General features: G+C 62.8%; 8 protein-coding genes and 1 pseudogene. 5 read left to right on the top strand and 4 right to left on the bottom strand.

Translation table 11 applies throughout. From position 1 onward, the window contains the following. Positions 1 to 17 precede the first annotated feature (17 nt). A pseudogene (locus QF039_RS14945) lies at positions 18 to 1,665 on the top strand (SulP family inorganic anion transporter). A 44-nt stretch (positions 1,666 to 1,709) separates the two neighbouring features. On the opposite strand, the gene QF039_RS14940 reads toward QF039_RS14945, so the two are convergent. Next, positions 1,710 to 2,204 (bottom strand): DUF934 domain-containing protein, encoded by a 495-nt coding sequence (locus QF039_RS14940; protein WP_003210798.1) that lies wholly within the window; start codon positions 2,202 to 2,204, stop codon positions 1,710 to 1,712. Then, positions 2,188 to 3,846, bottom strand: coding sequence for a nitrite/sulfite reductase (locus tag QF039_RS14935; RefSeq protein WP_003210800.1), 1,659 nt, complete (start codon positions 3,844 to 3,846; stop codon positions 2,188 to 2,190). Before QF039_RS14935 ends, QF039_RS14940 begins: the two co-directional genes overlap by 17 nt. A 449-nt stretch (positions 3,847 to 4,295) precedes the next feature. Between QF039_RS14935 and QF039_RS14930 the strand changes: the two genes are divergently transcribed. Continuing rightward, positions 4,296 to 5,375, top strand: a complete 1,080-nt coding sequence (locus QF039_RS14930; RefSeq protein ID WP_307519162.1) for an ABC transporter substrate-binding protein — start codon at positions 4,296 to 4,298, stop codon at positions 5,373 to 5,375. 6 nt (positions 5,376 to 5,381) lie between these two features. On the opposite strand, the gene QF039_RS14925 is transcribed toward QF039_RS14930, so the two are convergent. Next, the gene (locus tag QF039_RS14925; protein ID WP_177054995.1) at positions 5,382 to 5,597 is read right to left on the bottom strand and encodes a DUF2970 domain-containing protein; all 216 of its coding nucleotides are present in this window, start codon (positions 5,595 to 5,597) and stop codon (positions 5,382 to 5,384) included. Between the two features lie 141 nt (positions 5,598 to 5,738). On the opposite strand from QF039_RS14925, the gene QF039_RS14920 reads away from it, so the two are divergent. From QF039_RS14920 to QF039_RS14910, 3 genes are all read left to right on the top strand, one after another. Then, positions 5,739 to 8,303 (top strand): dermonecrotic toxin domain-containing protein, encoded by a 2,565-nt coding sequence (locus tag QF039_RS14920; protein WP_307519159.1) that lies wholly within the window; start codon positions 5,739 to 5,741, stop codon positions 8,301 to 8,303. A gap of 61 nt (positions 8,304 to 8,364) precedes the next feature. Next, on the top strand, positions 8,365 to 12,372 hold the full coding sequence (locus QF039_RS14915; RefSeq protein ID WP_307519157.1) for an NEL-type E3 ubiquitin ligase domain-containing protein: 4,008 nt from the start codon (positions 8,365 to 8,367) through the stop codon (positions 12,370 to 12,372). A 161-nt stretch (positions 12,373 to 12,533) separates the two neighbouring features. Beyond that, entirely contained in the window at positions 12,534 to 19,118 is a 6,585-nt protein-coding gene (locus tag QF039_RS14910; protein WP_307519155.1) for an NEL-type E3 ubiquitin ligase domain-containing protein, read from the top strand. Between the two features lie 45 nt (positions 19,119 to 19,163). Here QF039_RS14910 and metH read toward each other — a convergent pair whose 3' ends face one another. Continuing rightward, positions 19,164 to 22,874 carry a methionine synthase gene (metH, locus tag QF039_RS14905; RefSeq protein ID WP_307519153.1) on the bottom strand — a complete coding sequence of 1,237 codons (3,711 nt, stop codon included), beginning with the start codon at positions 22,872 to 22,874 and terminating at the stop codon, positions 19,164 to 19,166. Between the last annotated feature and the right edge of the window lie 69 nt (positions 22,875 to 22,943).

Below are 22,943 nucleotides of genomic sequence, written 5' to 3'. Positions count from 1 at the left end.
TGCCAGGGAATTAGGGATTGAACACCAAGCCTGAGAGCGACACCACGCCGAACCGTGCACAAGACTTGCTGGCCGGCCTGTCCATCGCCGGCCTGTTGCTGCCCGAGGCCGTGGCCTATTCCAGCATCGCCGCGTTGCCGCCCCAGGCGGGCGTGATCGCCTTGTTTGCCGGATTGTTGTGCTACGGCCTGTTTGGCACCAGCCGCTTCGCGATTGTCTCTGCCACATCGTCCTCGGCAGCGGTGCTGGCGGCGGCCACGGCAACGCTGGCGGGGGATGACCCGGCACTCAGGCTGAGCCTGGCAATGGGCCTGGTACTGGTGACGGGGGCGTTTTTCCTGTTGGCCGGGATGCTCAAGCTGGGCGGGCTGACCTCGTTTATCGCCAAGCCGGTGTTGCGTGGCTTTGCCTTTGGCCTGGCGCTGACGATCATCCTCAAGCAGTTGGCCAGCGTGGTGGGCGTGCACCTGACCGATAACAACCTGATTCGCTTCCTGCCCCAGCTCCTGGAGCAACTGCCGCGCTGGAACTGGGCCGCCGCTGCCGTTGCGGGCGTCGCGTTGCTGCTGCTCTGGCTATGCGCGCGAGTTCGGCGCCTGCCGGGCGGGTTGCTGGTGGTGATCCTCGGGATTGCCGCCGGCCAGTGGCTGGATCTGCAGGCCCATGGCGTGGCGTTGATCGGCGTCATCGACCTGCGTCTGGAAGTGGCGCATTTGCCGGTATTGCCGTTCGCCGACTGGCTGCGCCTGGGAGAGTTGGCGTTTGCCATGGTGATGATTCTTTACGCCGAGTCCTACGGCTCCATCAGCTCCTTCGCCCTCAAGCATGGTGATCGCGTGTCATCCAACCGTGACCTGCTGGCGCTGGGGGCCGCCAACCTGCTGTCCGGGCTGTTCCAGGGCATGCCCACCGGCGCCGGGTATTCGGCGACATCGGCCAATGAGGCGGCGGGCGCCAACTCCCGGCTGGCGGGCGCCGTGGCGGCGCTGGTGGTGTTGGCGATCGTGCTGACGGTGCTGCCGCTGGTGGCATTGACGCCGGAGCCGGTGCTTGCCGCCATCGTCATTTACGCCTTGGGCCGTGGCTTGAGCCTGCAGCCCCTGGGCCGCTATTTCTCCTGGCGCCGCGATCGGTTGCTGGTGATCTGCGCGGTGGCAGCGGTGTTGGTGCTGGGGGTGCTGGATGGGTTGTTGGTGGCCGTCGGAATCAGCGTGGTGTTGATGCTGCGGCAGATGTCGTCGGCGGACGTGCGTGAGCTGGGGCGCATTGACGGTGGGCATGATTTTGTCGACTTGCTGCATCACCCGAGCGCCGAACGGATCCCCGGTGTGCTGATCGTGCGGCCCAGTGAAGCGCTGTTCTTCGCGAATGCCGAGCGAGTGTTTGGGGGCGGTGTTGAGCCTGATGCGGCACGCTACGTTACCGGTGCACACGGTAGTGCTCAGCCTGGAAGAATCCCCCGACCTGGACGGCACCAGCATCGAGGCGTTGCAGGCGTTTTTCGTACAGGTGCGAGGGGAGGGCAAATGCCTGGTGCTGGCCCGCGTACGGCATGAGGCGCAGGAGGTGTTGCAGACGCTGCCTGAGGCGTGTGCGCCCCAGGTGCTGATCAGCGGGTTGAGTGTCGATGGTGCAGTGCAACTCGCGTTGCAACCCACCGCCTGAATGCAAAAAGCCCCGACTGGTCGGGGCTTTTTATTGACGCGAGCTTACCGGCGGCGGAACAACGGCAACGGTTCATCCGTCGCGGCCTGGTACGTCACCGAGAAATCCTTGAGGCTTTCCAGCGCTTCGTACGGGTCTTTGTCCGCGCGCAAGGCGAAGGCATCGAACCCGCAGCGGCGCAGGTAGAACAACTGGTCGCGCAGCACATCGCCAATCGCCCGCAGCTCGCCCTTGTAACCATAACGGTCACGCAGCAGGCGGGCGTTGGAGTAGTTGCGACCGTCGGTGAAGGCCGGGAAGTTCAGGGCGATGACCTGGAAGTGCTCCACGTCATCACCGATCTCTTCGGCTTCTTCATCGGCGTCCAGCCATACACCCAGGCCGCCGTCGCGGGCCTTGAGGGCGTGAGCGTGCTCGCGCCACAGGGCCAGTGGCACGATCAGGTCGTCGCAGTTGGAGATGCCATCGAAGCTCGCATCCTTGGGCAGCAGGTGCCAGGTTTCGTCGAGGACTTCGTTGTTCTTAATGATTCGCTGCATAGACGCGCTCCTTGAACAGGTCAATGCCGATGCGCTGGTAAGTGTCGATGAAACGCTCATCTTCGGTGCGCTGTTCGACGTACACGTCGATCAGCTTGCCGATCACGTCAGGCATGGCTTCCTGGGCGAAGGACGGGCCGAGGATCTTGCCCAGGCTCGCATCGCGGCTGGCGCTGCCACCCAGGGACACTTGGTAGAATTCTTCGCCTTTCTTGTCCACGCCCAGGATGCCGATGTGGCCGACGTGGTGGTGACCACAGGCGTTCATGCAACCGGAGATGTTCAGGTCCAGCTCGCCGATGTCGAACAGGTAGTCCAGGTCGTCGAAACGGCGCTGGATCGATTCGGCAATCGGGATCGACTTGGCGTTGGCCAGGGAGCAGAAGTCGCCGCCCGGGCAGCAGATGATGTCGGTCAGCAAGCCGATGTTCGGCGTGGCAAAACCCTGCTCGCGCAGCTCGCCCCACAGGGTGAACAGTTGAGACTGTTCAACATCGGCGAGGATGATGTTCTGCTCGTGGGAGGTGCGCAGTTGGCCGAAGCTGTAGCGCTCGGCCAGGTCGGCGACGCCGTCCAGTTGCTTGTCGGTGATGTCACCCGGTGCAACACCGGTAGGTTTCAGCGACAGGGTCACGGCCACATAGCCCGGCTTTTTGTGGGCCAGGGTGTTGCGGGTGCGCCAGCGGGCGAAACCCGGGTGCTGCGCATCGAGCTCGGCCAACGCGGCGTCCTGATTGCTCAGGGCCTTGTAGTCGGGGTCGACGAAATGCTTGGCAACGCGGTGCACTTCGGCGTCGGTCAGGGTGGTCTGGCCGCCGCGCAGGTGTTCCATCTCGGCGTCGACTTTCTGGGCGAACACCTCGGGGGTCAGCGCTTTTACCAGGATCTTGATCCGGGCCTTGTACTTGTTGTCACGACGGCCGTAGCGGTTGTAGACCCGCAGGATCGCGTCGAGGTAGCTCAACAGGTCCTGCCACGGCAGGAATTCGTTGATGAAGGCACCCACTACCGGCGTACGACCGAGGCCGCCGCCGACGAGCACACGGAAGCCCAACTCGCCCGCCGCGTTATGCACCGGCTCCAGGCCGATATCGTGCACTTCGATGGCGGCGCGGTCCGAGGTCGAGCCATTGATGGCGATCTTGAACTTGCGCGGCAGGTAGGCGAATTCCGGGTGGAAGGTGGTCCATTGACGGACGATTTCACACCATGGGCGGGGGTCGATCAGCTCGTCAGCGGCAACGCCGGCGAACTGGTCGGTGGTCACGTTGCGCAGGCAGTTACCGCTGGTCTGAATGGCGTGCATCTGCACGGTGGCCAATTCAGCCAGGATGTCCGGCACGTCTTCCAGGGCCGGCCAGTTGAACTGAACGTTCTGGCGAGTACTGATGTGGGCGTAGCCCTTGTCGAAGTCGCGGGCAATCTTGGCCATCATGCGCGTCTGACGGGAAGTCAGTTGGCCATAAGGCACGGCAACCCGCAGCATCGGCGCAAAGCGCTGAACATAAAGGCCATTTTGCAGGCGCAGAGGGCGGAACTCTTCTTCGCTCAGTTCACCTGCCAGATAGCGTCGGGTCTGATCACGGAACTGCTTGACGCGGTCCTCGATGATGCGCTGATCGTATTCGTCGTATACGTACATATAGGTCCTGTTCTCGGCAAATCTGCGCGCACGGCCGCGCACTCCCAACGGAGCCGGCGCACGATACCAGTTTGCGTTTATGCGCAAAAGTGATGTTTGAGTATATGCAAATAACCAAATGGCCTAATGAGAACGGTTATCGCGATACCCACATTTGTCATGCGGGCAATCATGAACTTTACTGTGCTCGTGTCTTTGTGCAATCACCTATAAAACCGACAAGAGGCGATGCTATGAGCAATCCGACCAAAGCGCGCAAAAGTGACAGCAGTGTCGATGCGTGGGCCATTCTGTTTTTGATTATCCTGGTGGTTTCCACTGCCGTGTTCTGGGTCAGCCATCAATAAAAGGGCGTTATCGAGCCTTGTTGTCGACAATCGGCAATTAGCCGAGATTGACCGGCCTGATGCCATTATCATGGGCCGTCATTCCGAAAGGCTCAGGCAACGATGTTGAAGGTTCTCTGCAAGTGCTTGCTGGTGCTGAGCATGCCGTTCTGGGCCATCGCCCAGGCGACGTCGGTGGTGTTTCTCAACCCTGGCAATTCGACCGAGACCTTCTGGGTCAGCTACGCGCAATTCATGCAGGCCGCCGCAAGGGACCTCGGCCTGGATTTGCGTGTGCGCTATTCCGAGCGCAATCCCGAGACCACGCTGGTGCAGGCCCGTGAAGCCCTGCAAGGCGCCGAGCGCCCGGACTACCTGGTGCTGGTCAACGAGCAGTACATCGCCCCGCAGATCTTGCGCCTGGCCCAGGGCAGCGGGGTCAAGCTGCTGATCGTCAACAACGCGCTGACCGCGGACCAGACTCAACTGCTGGACGCCGGCAAATACCCTGACTGGATCGGCAGCATGGTCGCCGACGACGAACAGGCGGGCTACTTGATGCTCACCCAGTTGTTGCGCCTGCATGGGCCTGTCGCCCCCGGCCAGACCCTCGACCTGATCGCGTTCTCCGGGGCCAAGACCACTCCCGCCGCGCAACTGCGCGAGCAAGGCTTGCAGCGCGCCCTGGCGGATCATCCGCAGGTGCGCCTGCGCCAGTTGGTGTATGGCGAGTGGAGTCGCCAGCGCGCTTTCGACCAGGCCACGCAGTTATTCAAACGCTACCCGCAGACCGCGCTGGTGTGGGCGGCCAACGATGAAATGGCGCTGGGGGCAATGGATGCACTCAAAGGCAGCGGGCGCACGCCGGGCACGGACGTGTTGTTCAGCGCGGTCAACAGTTCGCCCGAAGCGTTGCAGGCGCGCCTTGAGGGACGCCTGAGTGTGCTGGTGGCCGGGCATTTCACCCTTGGCGGCTGGGCGATGGTGGTGCTGCATGACGATGCCCGCGGCCTGGGCATGGCGCAGTACGGTGGGCGTGAGCGCAAGCTCGGGCTCTTTCGATTGATTGATCCGCCACAAGCCAGGCGCCTTTTAGAGATGCAGGGGCGCGAGGACTACGGCGTCGACTTTCGAGCACTGTCAGCCCAGGGCAAGCCAGCCACCTATCGCTACCCGTTCAGCCTGCAACTGCTGATGCATTGACCGGCTTCAAACACCGGCCAGGTGCAGCACCAGCTTGACGATGGCAAGCAGGGTCAAGGCAAACACGGCGGTAAACACAATACCCAGGATGACAAAGTGGCTGGGCTTGCCATGGGTAAAGTCGCGGGCGCGATTCTTCCCGCTCTGCACCCCGAAGGCGGCTGCCATCACGCTGTGAAGCATCTGCCAGAAAGTCGGTGGCTTGTTGTTGGAATCGTCCATAAAGGCCTCGCGGTAGGGATCAAACCCATGGATGAGGATAGCCAAGTTCCCGCAAAACACCGGCTGTAGCTATCTACCGCCCTGGCGGTTGGCCCGTTCGCTGTACTGGGACTCCTTAACAGAGTCATCAGGAACGAGCGCATGCCAACCTTACCCGCCCCGACAGAGCAGGGGCTACACACCGCATTGATCAAGAACAGCTTGCCCGGCTGGATTGCCCGCAGCGCGGCTGCGGACATCCGACGCTTGAAGCCGGGCCTGCTGCCCGGGCGCGTCCCCGAGGATGCACCACCTGCCTGGCTCAGTAACGCGCCCCAGGGGTTGCGCCAGGCCTTCGCCGACAGCCAGTTGGCCCGTCGCCGCGCCCACGAGCGGCTGGCCAAGACTCTCGACGGCCTCAAGGGCATCACCGAGTTTGCCCAGCCGCTGCTGGAAGACGCCTGGCGCAAACGGTTCGGTGAGGTACCGGACGTCCACAAGCACCAGTTGCACTACCTGCGTTACCGTCAGGTGCCGCAACAGCATTCGCTGTTGCAGGCAGCATTGCTCAACTTTGAAGGCAATGAAGACTTTGCCGATATCGCCCTTGAGCAAACCAGCGCGCTGGCCCCCGAAGGGGCGTTGTTCACCGAGTACTACGGCGAAATTCTGAACGACCATTCACGCCGGGCCCGCTATCGCTACCGCGAAAAGCTCGCCGTCACCCCGGACCAGTTTGCCGTGCTCTGCCGCACGCTGGACCTGGGCCGGCAATACCAGGCGCATTTGCAACAAGTGTTCGAGGAGGCGGGCACCAAGGCCGTGGTGCGCGAGCAGATGATCGACGCGCACAAGAAACTGCTGGCCGTCAGGCTGCACACGGCGCGGATGAAGAACGAAGTCAGCGACAGTGCCTATGCCATGCTCAACGCCTTGCTGGCCGGTACCGAACGGCCGCAGTTGGATGGCAAGCCCGTTGCCTGCAGCCAATTGGCGATTCTCGGCTGCAAGGTGGGTGAAGTCGTACTGATCGGGCCGGGCGTCGGCGCGATGGCAGATGCCCGGCAGCCGTTGGGCTGGGGCACTGTGCTGGTGCCCGGCGCCTCGCTAGGGGAGTTGCTGGTGCCGGCCGCGGCCGACCAGCGGCTGGTGGCGTGGATCCCCGGTGCGCCGTTGTACCCGCTCAAGGAATACCCGTCGATAAAGGCGTTCGAGGCGGAACTGGCGATCAACCTGCGCTCCCCGGAGTATCAGCGGCTGTTTGCCAGCCTGGTGCCGCAAGACGAAGCCCCGGCTTTCCTGCAACGACTGAAGACCAAGCTCTTTACCTTCGAGTGGAACTCCAGAGGCTACATGGAGCAGATCTACGACCCGAACATCAACCTGGCGCGCCGCGAAAGCCTGATCAGTGGCGAGCTGTTCGGAGCGCTCTATGACAACCACCTGCAACGCCTGAAAGATAACGCCAGAACGCTCGCCGTACCCACCGCCGAGGCGGATCGCAAGGCTGCCCAGGAACGCCACGAACATTGGCTGAGTATTGGCTTGAATGTGCTGAACGTGGCGGCCTTTGTCGTGCCCGGCCTGGGGGAGGTGATGCTGGCGGTTACGGCTGTGCAGCTGGGCCTGGAGGTCTACCATGGCATCGAGGCGTGGAAGGAAGGCGACATCGATGCAGCCTGGGGACATCTGGAGTCGGTGGCGCTGAACGTGGCCTTCATGGCCGCCCTCGGCGGTTCGACGGCCCTGGCCGGTCGCGCGCCGAAAATCCAGGTGTCCCGCTGGGTGGATGGCCTGGTACCGGTCAAACTGCCCAGTGGTGAGGCTCGGCTGTGGAAACCGGACCTGGCGCCGTACCGCAGCGAGGTGGTGCTGGCCCCGGCTCTCAAGCCCAATGCCCGGGGCCAGTACGAGACAGGCGGCAAGATTTACGTGCGTATCGGCGAAAACCTGCATGAAAAGGTCTTCGACAGCCGAATCCGCAAGTGGCGGATCAAACACCCGGAAAATCCCGAGGCTTACCAACCGATCCTTGAACACAACAACGCCGGTGCCTGGCGGCATGTGCATGAGCAGCCTTTCAACTGGGACCGCCTGACCCTGCTGCGACGACTGGGGCCTGCCACTGAAGAATTCTCTGATACGACACTGGGCATTATTGGGGATATCAGTGGGGTCCAGGATGACGTGTTGCGCAAGGCGTATATCGAAGGCAGGCCGCTGCCCGCCGTGCTGGCCGATACCCTGGAGCAGTTCCGCAGCCAGCCAGTGGCGGATACGGCGCCGCTGGCTGGCGAAGAGGCGGTGCTGCAACGGCGCTTCCCTGGATTGTCGAGGCGAGCCATCCAGGAAATTCTTGATACCGCCAGCGAACAGGAGCGCTTGCAACTGCGCAGTCAGCGTGGAGCCTCGGCGCGCCTGGACAATGCCGCTCGCCGCGCAGTCCAACAAGGCCGCCTGAGCCGTGCCCTGGCGGGGCTGCATCGCCAGGCCGACGCCGGTGCCGACACGGACCGCCTGGCCCTGCATTGCCTGCAACACTTGCCGGGCTGGCCCACCAATCTGCGCCTGGAAGTGCGCTTTCAGGCTGTCGAAGGACCGTTACTGAACAGCATTGGCCCGCAAGATGCGCCGCTGCGCAGATACCTGGTCAAGCAGGGCGAAGCCTTCCAGGCCTACGACGAGCGCGGTTGTCGCGCTGAACAGCCGGACCACCGGGCGGCGTAATTTCTTCCAGTCCGTCGTGCATGCGATCCCCGCTGCGGCCCGACCTGGCCTGGACATGCCCGTGGCGACCCTGGACCGGGAACTGCAACAGGCGGTGGCCAGTTATGCCACCCGCCGCCGTAGCCAAATGTCCAATGTGCTCGGCCTGCGCGCACCGCGTTCGCGACCCGTGTTGACAGGGGCGGGGGGCGTCCTGGGTTACCCGTTGAGCGGTCGGGGCAAAGGCTTTGACGTGGATGCATCGCTGACGGCGAGGGTGCAGGCGCTCTATCCGAACCTCAACGCCGGGCAGGCCAGCGAGTTTGTCCTGAGCCGATTGCAGGCCGGTGAAAGCGCCCAACAGATCTTCACCCTGTTGGGAAACCGCCAGCGTGAGTTCGACCTGTTGCAGGCAGAGCTTGATCAGTGGACCGCCGCTGCGTTCCCACAGCCGGGTAGGGTCAGTGATCAGCAACGGATGGCGGCCGACATCATCAGTTGCTGGCGCCAGGGCATTTACCGCGAGCGGCCGCCGCTGAGCACCCTGTCGCTGGGCAGCGTGACGGACCTTCCGCGGCTGAGCGCAGACTTTTCCCATGTGCAGTCGCTGAGTGTGCGAGCCGAGGCCTTATCGGGTGAGCAGGGTACAAGGCTGGCTGAGCAATTCTGCGGCGTGCAACGCCTTGATGTATTCCTTGAGGCAACGCCAGGCATCGAGCTGGTCGACAGACTGAACCGCTTTACCGGGCTCACCCAGTTGACGTTAGGCGGCCGGAATATGGCCTATCCGGCTGCGTTTATGCAACGCCTGGGGGGAATGGAGCGTTTGCAGCACCTGAGCATCGAGGGCATTTCGCAACGCCTGGACGTCAGCGCCCTCACGCACCTGCGCTCGCTGCGCATGGAGGGCTCGGTGCAGGAGTGGCCACAGGGGGTGGCGTCACTTGAGCACCTTGAGAGGCTCGACCTGTGGCGAACAAACATCCGTTCGGTGCCCCCGTCGATGCTCATCGGGCATGAACGCCTGTGGCGCGGCTTGAACCTGCGGTGGGCCGCGTTTGACCGCCGGGAATTCATGGCGGTGTATGAACATGTGCGGGGCAATCCGGCTCACCTGCTCAATGAGCAAGCCCTGGTGCGGGGTTACTGTGAGGGCGTGATGGATCGTTTGAAAGACGTGCGCTGGGGGTTTGGCATAGACGTTGTCTCTCAGTTCCGGCAGCAGGGTCTGACCACTGAACAGATACTGGCCCGCACTCACCAGGTACTCGACGAACAGCTCGCCCTGAGCCGGGACCTGGAGGAGTGGGCGACCAGGGAGTTGCGGGTTGACCGCCGGCAGGTAGATGTCTTTTACCGCCAGCGCGCCGCCGAGCGGCTCCTGGACAGTTGGCGTGAAGGCCTGGGGCCGCGGTTTGCGCCGTCGGGCATGTCGGCGCGCTCCAACCTGCCGACCGCCACACTGAACCTGTCGGGGGGCGTGCTGGGCGACTTGCCCGGGTTGCCGGCGGCCGCGTTCGCCCATGTCAAACAGGTCAACCTGAGCGGCACCCGGGTTTCCATTGAGGCGCTGAATGACTTTCTCGGCGCATTCAACGCCATTGAAGACTTGAACCTCAGTGCCAGCAACCTGGCACAGCTGCCTTCGGCCCTGGACAACTTCACCGCCCTGCGCCAGTTGGATCTTTCCCACAACCAACTGAGCATCATCCCGTCCATCCAGCAACGCTTGAGCCGCCTGACGGCTCTTGAAACCCTGGACTTGCAATACAACCGTGTCGCGAGCCTGGATCTGCGTGGCCTCAACGCCTTGCGCCACTTGAACCTCAGCCGCACTGGAATCACCGAATGGCCCGAGGGTGTCCTGGACTTGCCAGTCCTGGAGAGCCTGGACCTGAGCCACAGCGCTATCACCCGGGTGCCCGCCCAGGCGCTCACCGGCCACGACACGCTGATGCTCAAGAGCAACCTGCGGGGTTGCCGACTGAATGCCCGGGCCTGCGCCGACATCCTGGCCTTTGCGCAACGCACCCTGCGGGAAAATCCATTGGGCCTTGATGTGGAATTACTGCCGTTGGTGGGGCCGGAAATCTACCTGCACAAGCCGCTGGGCATTCCCCAGGAACAGCTGCGCATCGGCCGGACCGGCGGCGATCCGGAGTATTTCCCGGTCAGGGTCACGGACGACCCCGGCCAGTTGCTGTTGCCCCTGCACGTCGAGAACGTCGACGCGCAAGCACGCCTCACTCCGGCGGCGCGCCTGCAACAACTGGATCCTGCCTTGAGCAGTGCCCAGGCGGTGGCGCGCATTGATGAATGGCTGGTCGCCGGCCTGGGCGCCACCGGCGTCGACACACGCCTGGTGCAGTTGCACGCCGAGCATCAACGCTTGAGCCGGGTGTTGAACAGTTGGATCGACATCGAGGGTTATCGCGAGGGGGGCGGCTGGGTCAGTGCCCTCGACCGTCGTCGTGCCGCCGGCCGGCTCCTTGAAAGCTGGCGCCACAACCTGCGTGCCCGGCCCGAGGTGCCGCCGGTGGACGGGCGCGAGGTACTGGACCTGTCCGGGTTGTATCTGGGCGACCTGCCGACGTTGCCGGCTTCAATGAGCCACGTCAGCGTGCTCGACCTCACCGAGGTGAAGCTGACGGAGCAGGGGTCCAATGGGTTCCTGGGCAGTTTCCCCCACCTGCGCCGGCTTGTGCTCAACAAGAATGGCCTGGCGCACCTGCCCGAGGTGATCAGCCAATACACGGCGCTGACTCATCTCGAAGCCACCTACAATGATTTGCGCGACGCTGCGCAGCTACAGGCACTGCTTGGCCCGTTAAACGCGCTGGAATGGCTCGACCTCGGCGAAAACACCCTGGCCAGCCTGGATGTCAGCGGCCTGCGCGGGCTGACAAACCTGGACCTGCACAACAACGTCCTGGAGGAATGGCCGGCCGGGGCATTGGAACTGCCGCGACTGCGCACCCTCGACCTCAGTAATAACCAGATCGAGACCATCCCGGACGATGCCCTGTTGCCTCGCCACAACCTTCTGATGAGCAACACCAACCTGACGGACAACGGGCTGGAAGAACGCGTGTTCGAGCGCCTGAGCGACTTCCTCGAGGAAACGGGGTTCGGCCTGGGTTATACCCGGGAGCAAATTGATCGCGAGCTCGATGGCTTCCTCCTCAGTACCAGTCACGAGGAAGCGGATCTGAGCGGTGAGCTGCATCCGGAGCTGCTGACGCCCGCAGCACAGAAAGCCCAATGGTTTGCTGGCGTGGCGGCCGACTCCAGCAAACACGCAGTCTGGGAGTCGCTCAAGAGCGCTGACGACAGTGAGGATTTCTTCTACATCATTTCCCAGCTGAAAAACGCCCAGGACTTCATCACCGACCGCCCTGAGTTGACGCGCCGGGTATGGGAGGTGCTGGAGGCCGCCGAGCAACGTCCGGCGTTGCGCGAGCAACTGTTCGGCAAGGCTCGCGGCATGCGGATCAACGCGACCTGCGGTGACGGCTGGATCCTGCTGTTCAGCGACCTTGAAGTCAGTGTCTATGAGTTCAAGGCCCTGGAAACCGTGGAGCCCGGAAAAGAAGGCGCGGCGCTGTTCAAGCTGGCCAGAAGCATGATCCGCCTGGAACAGACTGAAGCCACCGCCAGCCGCGTGGTCAGCCTAAAGCCCAGTGTTGACCCGGCGGAAATTCGCCTGGCCTACCGCATCGGCCTGGCCCAACGCCTGGAGTTGCCGCGCCAGCCGTCCGGCATGCTGTACCGCAACCTTTCCCAAGTGAAACAGGCCGATATCGACCAGGCCTACGCCAGCATCATCGCCCGGGAGGCGACCGAGGCGTTCACGGCCGATCTGGTCACGCGCCAGTACTGGGTCGACTACGTGCAGAAGCAATACGCGGCTGACTTTACGACGCTGGCCCAGACCCAGGCCCGCGAGGCTGAAGCCCTGGAGGATCGCTATCCGGCGTTTGGTGCGCAGTACGAGGCGCAAGCCGTGGTATTGGCCAAGCAAAGGATTGAGCAACGCCAGGCCCTGCTGATTCGCCTGTCCGAGCGGGAGAGAGCAGCACTGAGGCTATAACAGCCTGTGCCCCGGCGGCAGGTCCGGAAACGGGCCTGCCGCGCCTCAGTGGTCGTTACCCAGGTTCGGCGCCAAGGTGCACAAAAACATTTATCTACCTGCGAAGGCGCTCGCCTGTTCGCTGTACTGGGCCTCCCAAAAGCGTTCTCAGGAAGCCGCACATGTCTACTCCACCTAATGCCCTCGCGGACGAAAGCTTGCACACCGCCCTGATCAAGGCACGTCTGCCCACGTGGGTTGCCCACATGGCCCCCGTCGATGTGCGCCGGCTCAAACATGGACTGTTGCCCGGCAGGGAGCGGCCTGCCACCAAGGTCCCGCTCTCGCCCGCATTGAACAAGGCACTCGATGACAGTCGCAAGGCCAGCCGTCAGTCCCGCGAAGCCTTGGCCAAGGGCCTTGGCGCGCTGCAAGGCATTGTCGAATTCGCCCAGCCCAAGCTGGAAGCGGCGTTGCGCGAGGCGATGGGCGAGGCCCCGGACGTCAACAAAAACCAGCTGCATTACCTGCGGTATCGCCAGGCCCCGCAGCAGCATTCGTTGTTGCAGGCAGCGTTGCTGAACTTCGAGGGCGATGAAGACTTCACCGATATCGCCCTCGAACAGACCAGCGCCCTGGCGCCGGAAGGTGCGCTGCTGACCGAGTACTACGGCGAGGCGCGGGCGGATGGCTCGCGTGCGGCGCGTTATCGCTACAGCGCAACCCTGTCGATGACTCCACAAACCTTTTCCACCCTGTGCCGCACCCTGGACCTGGGGCAGCAATACCAGGCCCACCTGGCGCAGGTGTTCGATGCCGCTGCCACTCGGGCCGTGGTGCGGGAGCAGATGATTCGCGCGCAAAAAGACCTGCTGACGGTACGCCTGTATGCCGCATGGGCGCAGGGCGACATCGGTCCGGCGGTGTTTCTCATGTTGCGTGAAGTGCTGGCAGGTACTTCGCGGCCGCTGCTGGATGGCGAGGTCGTACGTTTCGGTCAACTGTCGATCCTGGGCTGCGAGCTGGGGGAGGTGCTGCTGATCGGGCCGGGTGTCGCACCGACCCGGTCCGTGATCCCGCCCTTGTTTCCTGGGGCAGGTGTGAGCGGGCTGCTTCCCGTGGCGCCTGATACGCGGGTGGTGGCCTGGATTCCGGGCGCGCCGCAGTGCCCGCTCAAGGAATACCCGTCTATGCAGGCGTTCGACAAGGAACTGGCGGTGAACCTGCGCTCACCTGCCTATCAGCAGTTGTTTGCCAGCCTGGTACCTCAGCAACAGGCGCCGCAGTTCCTTGAGCGCCTCAAGGAAAAACTCTACACATTCACCTGGAACCCGCGAGGCTACAAGGAGCAGGTCTACGACGAGCAAATCAACTTGAACCGGCGAGAACGGTTGATCGAGGGGGAGTTGTTCGGCGCGCTCTACGAGCGGCATGTACAGCGCCTCAAGGACAATGCTAGAGCCCTGGCGGTGCCCACTGCGGAGGCTGATCGAAAAGCCGCACAGGCACGCCATGCTCACTGGTTGAGCATGGGTTTGAACACATTGAATGTGGCCGCATTCATGGTGCCCGGCCTGGGGGAGCTGTTGTTGGCGGTCACGGCGATTCAGTTGGGCCTGGAGGTCTATCACGGCATCGAATCCTGGCAGGAGGGCGATATGGATGCGGCATGGGAGCACCTGGAGTCGGTGGCGCTGAATCTCGGGTTCATGGCCACCCTGGGCGGGGCGGCAGCCCTCGCTGGCCGGGCGCCCGCTATCCAGGTGTCGAAATGGGTCGATGGGCTGGTGCCGGTGAAGTTGCCGAACGGCGAAAGGCGCCTGTGGAAACCCGACCTTGCGGCCTACCGCAGTCATACCGTTCTGGATGCATCACTCAAGCCCAATGCCCAGGGTCAGTACGCGCAGGGCGGCAAGATGTACGTGCGTCTGGGTGAGGGCCTTTATGAAAAGGCTTTTGATGCGCGGACTCGAAAATGGCGGATCCAGCATCCGAACAATCCGGCTGCGTACCAGCCGATCCTCGAGCACAACCAGGCGGGTGCCTGGCGCCATACCCATGAACGCCCACTGGAATGGGACCGCCTGACCTTGCTGAGGCGCCTGGGTCATGAAACCCAGGGAATCAGCGATGCAACGTTGAGCGCCCTTGGCGACATCAGCGGCATCAGTGATGACCTGTTGCGCAAGGTCCACATAGATGGTTTGCCGATGCCTGCCGTGCTGGCCGATACGTTGCAGTTGTTTCGCGGCGCGCCGCCACAGGCTGTACTGCTGTCCCCCGAGGGCGCAGTGTTGCAGCGCCGCTTTGCTTCTTTGTCCCGAGGCGCGATCAACGAAATTATCAGTACGGCCAGCGATAAGGAACGCCTGCAGATACTGGGCCGAACCGGTGTTGCGCCGCGCCTGGATAACCTGGCGCGGCGTGCGGTACAGCAACGTCGCCTGAGCAGTGCGTTGGCCGGCTTGTACCTGCCGGCGTTCGCCAGCCTGGACAGTGACCGGCTGGCGTTGCATTGCTTGCAGCAATTGCCGGGTTGGTCTCCCACGCTGCGCCTGGAACTGCGCGCCGACAACCCCAGTGGGCGCTTGCTGGCTGAGGTTGGGCCTGAAGACGCGGCAGTGCGCCGTTACCTGGTCAAAAAAGGCGAGACATTCCTGGCTTACGACCTGCAGGGGGCTCCTCTTTACAGTCCGGTCCCCGGCAGTCGTAATTTCTACCCATCAATCGTCCATGCCTTGCCCGTGACCCTGCGCCAGTCACTGGGTTTGCCGCTGGCCAGCGCGGACGTCGATTTGCAGCAAACCCTGGCACGGTATGCCACGGCACACCGCCTCGAAATGGCCGCCGTGCTGAAGATACGCGCGCCCATGGCTCGCCCGGCGTTGCGTCTGGCGAGCGGGTCATTAGGTTATGCCCTGAGCGGCCGGGGTACGGTCCAAACACCTGATATCGCCCTGGCGGCCAGGGTTCGCGATGTTTACCCCAACCTCAGCGATGAGGCGGCCCAGCTGTTTGTGCAAAGTCTGTTGCAGGCCGGCCAGCGTCCCCCACAGATCTATGAGTTGATAGGCAACCGCGAGCGCGAACTGACCCGGTTACGCATGACCCTGGATCAGTGGGTGACGCAAAACAGTGCTCAGGCGGGGGCACAACATACGGCAGACACCCTGATCAATTGCTGGCGCGAAGGCGCGTACCGGGGCCTGAAGCCCCATGCCTATCTGTCACTGGGCAAGGCCGGTAACTTGCCGGCGCTGGATGCTGATTTTTCCCATGTGCGAGGGTTGGGCGTAAGCGGCGAAACCCTGGCGGGCGCCCAGGGCACCAGGCTTGCGCAGCAGTTCTCCAACGTCGAAGTCCTGAATGTGTTTACCGAGCCCGCCCATGTCGAAGCGATTGCCGCGGGCCTCGGGCTGTTTCCCAAGCTTGAAGAGTTGTCGATCGACGGCTGGGGCTTGACCTACTCGCCGGTCTTTTTGCAACGCCTTAACACGTTGAGCCAATTGCGCCGGTTAGTCCTGACGGGCGCGCTGGACGCGTTGGATGTCAGTGGCTTGAAACAGCTGCTTGCCTTGCGGGTGGCGGGCGCCCTGAAAGAGTGGCCGGTGGGCGTTCTGACGTTGGACAAACTGGAGACGCTCGACCTGTTGGGCACCGGGATAAATACGGTGCCGGCGGCAATGCTTGAGGGCCATGAGCGCCTGTGGCGTGGCCTTACCCTCAATTGGTCAGCGTTTGAGCGACGTGCGTTCATGCCGGCGTACCAACACGTGAAGGGCCACCCGGGGCATTTGGTGGATGAGGTGCTGATGGTGGACGCTTATTGTGAGGGCGCGTTGCGACGCCTGAAAGACAGCGACCCGGCGTTTGCGCCCAGTGCCTTGGCGTACCTGCGGCGCCATCGGTTGACCAGTGACGCCAAGTTGACCCGTGTGCATGCCTTGCTGGATGAACATGCAACGTTGCAACAGGCGCTGGAAGAGTGGCAGGGCAGAGAAGTGGAGGTCGACCGGCGACCGGTGGACCCGCTCAATCGTCAACGTGCGGCAGACAAGCTCATGGCTTACTGGCGTGATGGGCTCGACCGGCGTTTTGCCTCCCCCCGTGAGGTGGCCGGGCCTTCTTCGCCAGTCGCCTCGGAGGGCGTCATGCTGGACCTGTCGGGTACGATACTGGGGGATTTGCCGCTGATGCCGGCCGCAGCGTTTGCACACGTGCAGCGCTTGAACCTCGCAGGCACCCGGGTTTCAGTGGCGGCATTGAACGATTTTCTCCTGCAGTTTACCCAGGTCGTTGGCCTGGACTTGAGTCGCAGCAACCTGATGGACCTGCCTGAGTCCCTGACGCAGCTGAGGTCTCTCAAGCAGCTGGACCTGGCGCACAACCAACTGACGATCACCGACGCGATACAGCGGCGCCTCAGTGCCCTGGTCACGCTTCGAGGGTTGAACCTGGACTACAACCGTGTGGGTACCCTGGATGTCAGCGGGCTTAACCAGTTGCGCAGCCTGAGCCTGAGCCACACCGCGACCACCGCCTGGCCGACAGGTTGGCTGACATTGCCCGAACTGCGTCAAGTGGACCTGAGCTATAGCGCAATTACCACGATCCCCCAGGCGGCACTGACCGGCCATGACCTGCTGATGCTCAGCAGCAACGTGCGAGGTTGTCGCTTGACCTTGCCCGCCTGTGCCGACATACAGCGTTTTGCCCTGCGCACCTACCACGACAACCCGTTGAACGTCGCGCCGGCAATGCAACCGGTTTTTGGTCCGAGCGTTTACCTGGACAGGCCCTTGGGCATTCCTCGCGAGGGGCTGGCGGAGGGTAGAACGGGAGGCGACCCGGAATATTTTCCCCAGGAGGTAACAGACAGTCCCGATCTGCTCCTTGCACTGGAGGTGGACGTATCTGCCAGCGAAGTTCGGTCGACACCTGCGCAACGTTTGCGACAAATAGACCCTGCGCTGTCCACCCGCGATGCGGTGCGGCGCATTGACGAACTGCTTGCCACTGGCCTGGGCGCGCTGGAGGTCGAGGCATGCCTGGTTCGGTGGCGCACGGGCTACCGGGGTATGGTGCGGGTGTTGAACGAGTGGATCGATATTCGTGCTTATCGCCTGGGCGGCGGTTGGGTCAGCGCCGTGGACCGTCGTCGCGCGGCCGACAGGCTTATCGACAGTTGGCGCCATACCTTGCGGGCGCACCCCGAGGTTGCGCCGGGCGACGGGCGCGAGGTCCTTCAATTGAACGACCTGTATCTGGGTGACCTGCCGGCGTTACCCGAGCCGTTGGCCCATGTGAGGGTGTTGAACCTCAACGCAGTCAAGCTCACTGAGCAGGGCTCCAATGCGTTCCTGCGGGCGTTTCCCAAGCTGCGTACCCTGACCCTCAACAATAATGGCCTGATGAGCCTGCCCGACGCCGTCGGCGAATGCTCGACACTCACCGAGCTGCGCCTGAGCCATAACGAACTGCGCTATCGCAGCGAGCTGCAGGGCCAGCTCAATCGGCTGACCGCGCTGGAGCGCCTGGACCTGAGTGAGAATGTCCTCGATTCTTTGGACATCAGCAGCCTGCCTCAATTGCAGTCATTGGAACTGCGTGGCAATAACCTTCTGGCGTGGCCGCAGGGTGTCCTCCAGGCTGCACAGTTGCGCCACCTGGACCTGCGCAGTAACCGTATCGAAACCATCCCTGAAGACGCGTTGCTGCCCCGGCACAGCGCCTTGATGTGGGGCACTGACCTGTCCGATAACATCCTGGTCGAGGAAGACCTGGCACGCCTGTGCGCCTACCAGCAGCAGACCGACTGTGGCCTGGGGTTTTCGGCTGAGGAGTTGGAAGACGCACTGGAGGGTTACCACAGTACCGAGAGCAGTTCCGGGTCGGACATCCACCCTGAACTCTTGACCCCGGAACAACAGAAGGCCCAATGGTTCCCGGCCATTGCCGCCGATTCAGCCCGTCACCGGGTATGGAGCGTGCTCAAACAGGCCGAAAACAGCGAAGACTTTTTCTACATCATTTCCCAGTTGAAGAACGCCCAGGATTTCTTGCACGACCGCGCCGACCTGACTCGCCGGGTGTGGGCGGTGCTTGAGGCGGCGGAGCAATACCCGCACTTGCGCGAACAACTATTTGGCCAGGCCCAGGCGATGCGGGTAAGGGCTACCTGTGGTGACGGCTGGATCCTCCTGTTCAGTGATCTTGAAGTCAGCGTGTATGAGTTCAAGGCCCTGAGGGCCCTTGCACCCGGGCAGGAAGGCACCACGCTGTTCAACCTGGCCCGGCGCATGATCCGTCTCGATGAAGCGGAGCGCATTGCTGGCGAAGCGATCAACCGCAGCCCCGGCATCGATCCGGCGGAAATTCGCCTGGCCTACCGCATCGGCCTGGCCGAACGCCTGGATCTGCCTCACCAACCGTCCACCATGCTGTACCGCAACCTGTCCCGGGTGACCCAGGCCAATATCGATCAGGCGTATACCGCCATTATGGCCAGAGAGAGCACCCCGGTGTTTATGCAAGAGCTGGTCAAGCGCCCGTACTGGGTCAGCTACTTGCAGAAGCTGTACCCCGAAGAGTTTTCGGTGTTGGCCCAGGCGCATCAGGTCAAGGTCGATGCCCTGGAGGAGCTTCACCCGGACCTCAGTGCCCAGTACCTGAGCGAAGTTGCAGCCTTGGATACCGAAAACCTCGCCGAGCAACAGGCACTGGCGCTCAGGCTTTCGGGGCGGGCGAGGAGGGATCTGGGGATCTGACCCGGGCGCCCAGCCGGCTGGACGCCCGGGTCAGCGCGCCACGACTTAGTTGTCGTAACCCAGGTTCGGCGCCAGCCAGCGTTCGGTCACGCTCAGGTCCTGCTCCTTGCGGGCGGTGTAGCTGGCGACCTGGTCCTTGTCGATCTTGCCCACCGCAAAGTACTGCGCTTGCGGGTGAGCGAAGTACCAGCCGCTGACGGCTGCTGCCGGGAACATCGCGAAGTGCTCGGTCAGGAACACGCCGCTGCGGCCGGCGTGCATCTCCTGGGCCTCAGGGTCCAGCAGTTGGAACAACTGGGCCTTCTCGGTGTGATCCGGGCACGCCGGGTAACCCGGGGCAGGGCGGATACCGCTGTACTGCTCCTTGATCAGCGCTTCGTTATCCAGCACTTCGTCCTTGGCGTAACCCCAGTGTTCCTTACGTACTTGCTGGTGCAGCCATTCGGCGCAGGCTTCGGCCAGGCGGTCGGCCAGGGCCTTGACCATGATCGAGTTGTAGTCGTCGCCGGCGTCCTGGTAGGCCTTCGCCACTTCTTCAGCGCCGATGCCAGCGGTGGTGATGAAGCCACCGATGTAGTCGGTCACGCCGCTGTCCTTGGGCGCGACGAAGTCGGCCAGGGAGAAGTTCGGCTTGCCGTCGGTCTTGATGATCTGCTGGCGCAAATGGTGCAGCCTGGCAATCGGCTGGCCGTCATCGCCGTAGACTTCCAGGTCATCGTCCTGCACCTGGTTGGTCGGCCAGAAACCGAACACCGCGCGGGCGCTGATGAGTTTTTCGTCGATCAGCTTCTTGAGCATTTCCTGTGCGTCGGCGTACAGCGCCGTCGCCGCTTCACCCACCACTTCATCGGTGAGGATGCGCGGGAACTTGCCGGCCAGGTCCCAGGAGATGAAGAACGGTGTCCAGTCGATGTACTCGGCCAGGACGTTGAGGTCGATATTGTCCAGCACCTTGGCGCCGGTAAACGTCGGCTTGACCGGCGTGTAGCTGCTCCAGTCGAACTGCGGCTTCTTGGCGATGGCGGCCGGGTAGCTCAGGCGCTCGGTGCGCGCGCTGCGGTTGGAGGTGCGCTCGCGCACGTCGATGTATTCCAGGCGGGTTTTCTCGACGAATGCCGGCTTCAATTCCTTGGACAGCAACTGCGTCGCCACGCCCACGGCGCGGGAGGCGTCGGTGACGTAGATCACCGCGTCGTTGCTGTATTTGGGCTCGATCTTCACGGCCGTGTGGGCCTTGGAAGTGGTGGCGCCACCGATCATCAGCGGCAGGTGGAAATCCTGGCGCTGCATCTCGCGGGCGACGTGCACCATCTCGTCCAGGGACGGGGTGATCAGCCCGGACAGGCCGATGATGTCGCACTTCTGTTCCTTGGCCACCTGCAGGATTTTCTCGGCCGGGACCATCACACCCAGGTCGACGATGTCATAGCCGTTGCAACCCAGCACCACGCCGACAATGTTCTTGCCGATGTCGTGCACGTCGCCCTTCACCGTGGCCATCAGGATCTTGCCCTTGGCTTCCGGCTTGTCGCCTTTTTCCAGCTCGATGAACGGGATCAAGTGGGCCACGGCCTGCTTCATCACCCGGGCGGACTTCACCACCTGGGGCAGGAACATTTTGCCGGCGCCGAACAGGTCGCCGACGATGTTCATGCCGGACATCAGCGGGCCTTCGATCACCTCGATCGGGCGCGCGAACGACTGCCGGGATTCCTCGGTGTCTTCGACAATGTGGGTGGTGATGCCCTTGACCAGCGCGTGTTCCAGGCGCTTGTTGACTTCCCAGCCACGCCATTCTTCGGTCTCGGCTTCCTTGACGCTGCCGTCGCCCTTGTACTTGTCGGCAATGGCGAGGAGGGCGTCGGTGCCTTCCGGGGTGCGGTTGAGCACCACGTCTTCCACCGCGTCACGCAGCTCGGCCGGGATCTGGTCGTAGATCTCCAGCTGGCCGGCGTTGACGATACCCATCGTCAGGCCGTTGCGGATCGCATACAGCAGGAACACCGAGTGGATCGCTTCACGCACCGGGTTGTTGCCACGGAACGAGAACGACACGTTGGACACGCCGCCGGAGGTCAACGCATACGGCAGCTCGTCGCGGATGTAGGCACAGGCGTTGATGAAATCAACGGCGTAGTTGTTGTGCTCTTCGATACCGGTGGCGACCGCGAAGATGTTCGGGTCGAAGATGATGTCTTCCGGCGGGAAGCCGACTTCATTCACCAGGATGTCGTAGGAGCGTTTGCAGATTTCTTTCTTGCGCGCTTCGGTGTCGGCCTGGCCGGCTTCGTCGAACGCCATCACCACTACCGCCGCGCCGTAGCGCTTGCACAGCCTGGCGTGGTGAATGAACTGCTCCACGCCTTCCTTCATGCTGATGGAGTTGACGATGCCCTTGCCCTGGATGCACTTCAGGCCGGCTTCGATCACTTCCCACTTGGAGGAGTCGATCATGATCGGCACGCGGGAGATGTCCGGCTCGCCGGCAATCAGATTGAGGAAGGTCACCATGGCCTTCTTCGAATCCAGCATGCCTTCGTCCATGTTGATGTCGATCACCTGGGCGCCGGCTTCCACCTGCTGCAGGGCGACTTCCAGGGCTTCGGTGTAGTTGTCTTCACGGATCAGGCGGGCGAAGCGGGCGGAACCGGTGATGTTGGTGCGCTCGCCGACGTTGACGAACAACGAGTTGCGATCAATGGTGAACGGTTCCAGGCCCGATAGGCGGCAGGCCTTCGGAATGTCCGGGATCGGGCGCGGTGCGTAACCGGCCACGGCCTTGGCGATGGCTTCAATATGGCCCGGGGTGGTACCGCAGCAACCACCGACGATGTTCAGGAAGCCGCTCTGGGCGAATTCTTCGATGACCTTGGCGGTTTCCGACGGCAGTTCGTCGTACTCGCCGAATTCGTTGGGCAGGCCGGCGTTCGGGTGGGCGGAAACGTGGGTGTTGGCCTTGTTCGACAGCTCTTCCAGGTATGGACGCAGCTCGCTCGCCCCCAGTGCGCAGTTCAGGCCCACGGACAGCGGCTTGGCGTGGCTGACCGAGTTCCAGAAGGCTTCGGTGGTCTGGCCCGACAGGGTGCGGCCGGAGGCGTCGGTGATGGTGCCGGAGATCATGATCGGCAGTTCGACGTTCAATGCTTCGAACACGCCCTGTACGGCGAAGATCGCGGCCTTGGCGTTGAGGGTGTCGAAAATGGTTTCGATCAGGATCAGGTCGGCGCCGCCTTCGATCAGGCCTTTGGTGGCTTCGGTGTAGTTTTCCACCAGCTCATCGAAGGTCACGTTGCGGTAGCCGGGGTTGTTTACGTCGGGCGACAGCGAGCAGGTACGGCTGGTCGGACCGAGCACGCCGGCGACGAAGCGCGGCTTGGCCGGGTTTTCCAGGGTCTTGGCGTCGGCGATCTTGCGCGCCAGGCGCGCGCCTTCTACGTTTAATTCGTAGGCGAGGTCTTCCATGCCGTAGTCGGCCATGGAAATGCGCGTGGCGTTGAAGGTGTTGGTTTCCAGGATGTCGGCGCCGGCATCCAGGTAGGCTTTTTCGATGCCGCCAATCACGTCCGGACGGGTGATCACCAGCAGGTCGTTATTGCCCTTGACGTCGCTCGGCCAGTCGGCGAAGCGTTTGCCACGGTAGTCCTGCTCTTCCAGTTTATAGCTCTGGATCATCGTGCCCATGCCGCCGTCGAGGATCAGGATGCGTTCCTTGAGGGCTTGGTGGAGGGCTTGCAGACGAGCGCTACGATCGGGCATGGGACTACTCTGGTCAGGTATTACGGAGGGCGAAGATCATAACAAACCTGTGCGCTTTTAGAGCATGTG

Source organism: Pseudomonas sp. W2I6, from assembly GCF_030815935.1.
GTDB lineage: Bacteria > Pseudomonadota > Gammaproteobacteria > Pseudomonadales > Pseudomonadaceae > Aquipseudomonas.
Note: the sequence above shows the minus strand (reverse complement) of the source record. Positions and strands in the feature narration are given on the sequence as shown.

Coding starts and splice junctions, on each gene's coding strand:
- QF039_RS14940 (WP_003210798.1), bottom strand. CDS start 2,204: ATGCAGCGAATCATTAAGAACAACGAAGTCCTCGACGAAACCTGGCAC.
- QF039_RS14935 (WP_003210800.1), bottom strand. CDS start 3,846: ATGTACGTATACGACGAATACGATCAGCGCATCATCGAGGACCGCGTC.
- QF039_RS14930 (WP_307519162.1), top strand. CDS start 4,296: ATGTTGAAGGTTCTCTGCAAGTGCTTGCTGGTGCTGAGCATGCCGTTC.
- QF039_RS14925 (WP_177054995.1), bottom strand. CDS start 5,597: ATGGACGATTCCAACAACAAGCCACCGACTTTCTGGCAGATGCTTCAC.
- QF039_RS14920 (WP_307519159.1), top strand. CDS start 5,739: ATGCCAACCTTACCCGCCCCGACAGAGCAGGGGCTACACACCGCATTG.
- QF039_RS14910 (WP_307519155.1), top strand. CDS start 12,534: ATGTCTACTCCACCTAATGCCCTCGCGGACGAAAGCTTGCACACCGCC.
- metH (WP_307519153.1), bottom strand. CDS start 22,874: ATGCCCGATCGTAGCGCTCGTCTGCAAGCCCTCCACCAAGCCCTCAAG.